We start from the raw sequence: 3,795 nt of genomic DNA, 5'->3' as shown, positions 1-3,795 counted from the left end.
CGACCGAGCGAGACGCACCACGACCCAGCCCCGTCTTCGCCCGAGCGAGACGACGCCGACCGTCCCGCGCTCGTTCAGCGAGCAAGGAACGAGCGAGACGAAACGCCCGAGCGCATGCCCAACCGCAGCTGGCGGCGCCAGGTCTCCGCTACGCCGTTTCCCACAAGTCGTCGTCGGCGTCGACCGCGCCGGGTGCGTCGATCGACAGCCCGTGGAGCAGCTCCAGCGCCGCGCGCGCCTCGTCGATCCGGCCCTCGACCGCCAGTTCGCGGATCCGCACCGACGGCTGGTGCAGCAGCACCCCGGCGAGGTGCCGCAGCGCGGCCTCGACCTCGTCGCCCGCGCCGCGTGAGCGGGCGCGCGCGATCTCGTCGTCGAGCGTCTTCAGCACGTCGGTGCGCAGCGCCGTGATCGCCGGACCTGCGAGGCGGTCGGCGTGGAACTCGGTCGCCGCGTCCCCCACGATGGCGCGTGCGTCGGCGTGCGCGTTGAACTCCTGGAGCGGAGCATGCAGCCGGATCGTCTCGAGGTCGAGCAGCTCCACACCGGCCACGGCGCCGACGGCCGGGTCCACGTTGCGGGGCAGTCCGAGGTCGATGACGAGCACGCGGCGCCCGGGAACGAAGGCGTCGGCGTGCACGACGGCGTCGGCGGTGCAGGTGATGACGACATCCGCCTCGGCCGCTGCCGCCGCGAAGTCCGACACCGGGATGAGTCCGTGCTGGGCGGCGAATCCCTCGGCCCGCCCCGACGGCGAGAACACGTGCACGTCGCCGGCGCCGCGAGCGCGCAGGGCGTCGACGGTGCGCGCGGCGTAGCGCCCGGTGCCCACGAGCACGACGCGGGCGGCCGCCCAGTCGGCGACACGGCTCGAGGCGAGCTCGAGCGCGAGCCGCACGAGTGAGCGGTGGGCGCCGCGCAGCTGGGTGCGGTTGCGCACGCCACGACTGGTGTGCGTCGCCTTCTGGAACAGGCGTTCCAGCTCGCTGCTGGTCATGCCGTCGGCACGTGCGGCGTCGAGAGCGCGACGCACCTGACCGGAGATCTCGTCTTCGCCGACGACCATCGACTCGAGGCCGCTGGTGACGGCGAACAGGTGGGCTGCGGCATCCGCCCCCTGGTGCACCGCGACGGACGCGCGCAGCAGGTCGACGGGAACATCGGATGCCGCGGCCATCGCCTCGACGACCGACTCCACCGCGACGGCCTCGCCGCCGGTGAGCGGCTCGTCGATGTCGAGATACGCCTCGAACCGGTTGCACGTCGCGAGCACGACGGCGCCGGACACGAACAGCTCGTCATCCACGAGGGCGCGCGTCGCCGTGGGCGCTCCCACAGAGAGACGCTCCAGGACGTCGAGGCTCGCGTTCCGATGGTTCGCGGTCAGACAGAGGAGCACGACTCTAATCTTAACGTGTGTCTTTGCATGTCTCTCACCCTTCCGTTCTTCAGAGAAACGATCCGCCCGCGCTGATACGCGCGTACCGCGGCGATCGGCCGAGCCGCACCCCGGTGTGGTTCATGCGCCAGGCGGGACGATCTCTGCCCGAGTACCGAGAGCTGCGCGTGGGCACCGACATGCTCGACGCCTGCCTGAATCCCGAGCTCGCCAGCGAGATCACGCTGCAGCCGGTGCGCCGCCACGGCGTCGACGCGGGCATCTTCTTCAGCGACATCGTGATCCCAGTGCGTCTGTCGGGCGTCGACGTGCGCATCGTCGCGGGCCGTGGGCCGGTTCTCGAGAACCCGGTGAGGACGGCGGCGGATGTCGCTGCCCTGCCGCCGCTCGACCCCGAAGCGCTCGCACCCATCCGCGAAGCCGTCGCGCTCACCGTCGCCGAGCTCGGCACCACGCCGCTCATCGGCTTCGCCGGCGCGCCGTACACCCTCGCGTCGTATCTGGTGGAGGGCGGCCCGTCGAAGGAGCAGCTGCGGACCCGGGCCCTCATGCATTCCGATCCCGAGACGTGGTCGGCGCTGCTGACGTGGTGCGCCGAGATCACCGGCGCATTCCTCGCCGCCCAGATCGAGGCCGGAGCGTCCGCCGGGCAGCTCTTCGACTCGTGGGCGGGTTCGCTGAGCCTCGCCGACTACACCCGACACGTCGCGCCGTTCTCGGCGCGGGCGCTCGAGCCGGTGCGTGAGCTCGGCGTGCCGCTCGTGCACTTCGGCGTCGGCACCGGCGAGCTTCTCGCCGCGATGCGCGACGTCGGCGTCGACACGGTCGGCGTCGACTGGCGCCTGCCCCTTGATGAAGCCGTGCGTCGCCTCGGTCCCGACGTCTCGGTGCAGGGCAACATCGACCCCGCACTGCTCCGCGCCCCGTGGCCGGTGCTCGAAGCCCACATCGTCGACGTGCTCGAACGCGGCCGCGCCGCCCGCGCGCACGTGCTGAACCTCGGCCACGGCGTTCCGCCCGACACCGACCCGACCGTGCTCACGCGCATCGTGGAGTTCGTCCACGCGCATGGCTGAGTCCCGCACGAGCAGTCGCTTCGCCGTCGTCGGAGGCGGCGTCGCGGGGCTCGTGGTCGCGCGCCGGCTCGCGGCGTCGGGCGCGGCTATGACGCTGTTCGAGGCATCCGATCGCCTCGGCGGAACCGTCGCGCGGCACGAGGTGGGCGGGCTCGCCCTGGATGCCGGCGCCGAGAGCTTCGCCGTCCGCGGCGGGGTGGTCGCGGCGCTGCTCGCCGAACTCGGGCTCGCCGATGACATCGTCGCCCCCACTCCCGGGCCGGCGTGGCTCCAGCCCGTGACCGGCGAAGCAGTGCCGCTGCCGGCGACGGCGCTCCTCGGCATCCCGTCCGATCCGCTCGCTGCGGATGTCGTGCGGGTGGTCGGCCGCGCCGCCGCCGAGCGTGCGGTCGAGCGCGACGCTCTCCCTGTGCACGCAGTGCCGCCGACGCTCGGCGCCCTGGTCCGCGAACGCTTCGGCGACGAGGTTCTCGACCGCCTGGTCGCACCGGTGGTGCACGGCGTGCACTCGCAGCATCCCGACGACGTGCCCGTCGCCCGGGCACATCCGGGACTCGCCGATGCCGTTGCGAGCGCCGGCTCGCTCGGAGCAGCCGTCGCGCAGCTGCGCGCCGCCGCTCCCCCGGGATCGGCGGTCGCCGGCCTTCGCGGCGGCGTCAACCGCATCGTGCCCGCACTCGCGGAGGATCTCGCGCGCCGCGGCGGCGACATCCGTCTGAGTACGCCCGTCGACGACATCGCGACCCTCGACGGCATCGTCGTCGTGGCCGCGCCGAGCCTCGCGGCGCCGGGCGCACCCGGCCGTCGCATCGACCTCGTCACCCTCGTGGTGGAGCAGGACGAATTGGATGCCGCACCCCGCGGCACCGGACTGCTCGTCGCCGCCGGTGCACCGGTCGGCGCCCGCGCGCTCACCCACGCGACCGCGAAGTGGGCGTGGCTGCGCGACGCCGCCGCAGGCCGCCACGTGCTGCGCCTCTCGTACGACGCGACGCCGGCCGACCCCGTCGCCGCGGCACTCGCCGACGCCGAGACGCTCCTCGGCGTGCCGCTGCCGGTGGTGGTCGACGCCGCACACGTCTCGTGGGTGCGGCCTGCCGCCGCCGTCCCGCCGGCCGGGATCACTGTGGTCGGCGAGACGGTAGCCGGGTCGGGCCTCGCCGGCCTGATCGCCCACGCCGAGCGCACGGCGTCCGAGCTCCTCACCCGCTGAGCGCCCGCAGACGAGGCACTCCACGTCCGCGACGACGCCCCAGGCGTTTCGTCTCGCTCGTTCCTCGCTCGCTCAACGACCGCGGACCGGCCGGCCGGACAACCGGT

At 73.5% G+C, this 3,795-nt stretch carries 3 protein-coding genes; 2 read left to right on the top strand and 1 reads right to left on the bottom strand.

The window, feature by feature from the left end:
- Window positions 1–148: 148 nt before the first annotated feature.
- Window positions 149–1,399, bottom strand: coding sequence for a glutamyl-tRNA reductase (locus tag B1729_RS20080; protein ID WP_163634584.1), 1,251 nt, complete (start codon window positions 1,397–1,399; stop codon window positions 149–151).
- Between the two features lie 17 nt (window positions 1,400–1,416).
- On the opposite strand from B1729_RS20080, the gene hemE reads away from it, so the two are divergent.
- Together hemE and B1729_RS20070 are read left to right on the top strand one after the other, a co-directional pair.
- Window positions 1,417–2,475, top strand: a complete 1,059-nt coding sequence (hemE, locus tag B1729_RS20075) for a uroporphyrinogen decarboxylase (RefSeq protein WP_163619542.1) — start codon at window positions 1,417–1,419, stop codon at window positions 2,473–2,475.
- Entirely contained in the window at window positions 2,468–3,688 is a 1,221-nt protein-coding gene (locus B1729_RS20070; RefSeq protein WP_163634582.1) for an FAD-dependent oxidoreductase, read from the top strand. Before hemE ends, B1729_RS20070 begins: the two co-directional genes overlap by 8 nt.
- Window positions 3,689–3,795 lie beyond the last annotated feature (107 nt).

Source organism: Microbacterium sp. B35-04, from assembly GCF_010634885.1.
Taxonomy (GTDB): Bacteria; Actinomycetota; Actinomycetes; order Actinomycetales; family Microbacteriaceae; genus Microbacterium.
The sequence above is the reverse complement of the archived record's forward strand: the minus strand, read 5'-3'. Positions and strand labels throughout refer to the sequence as shown.

What these genes read in the sequence shown, in the direction of transcription:
- B1729_RS20070 (WP_163634582.1), top strand. Translation starts at nt 2,468, where the DNA reads ATGGCTGAGTCCCGCACGAGCAGTCGCTTCGCCGTCGTCGGAGGCGGC.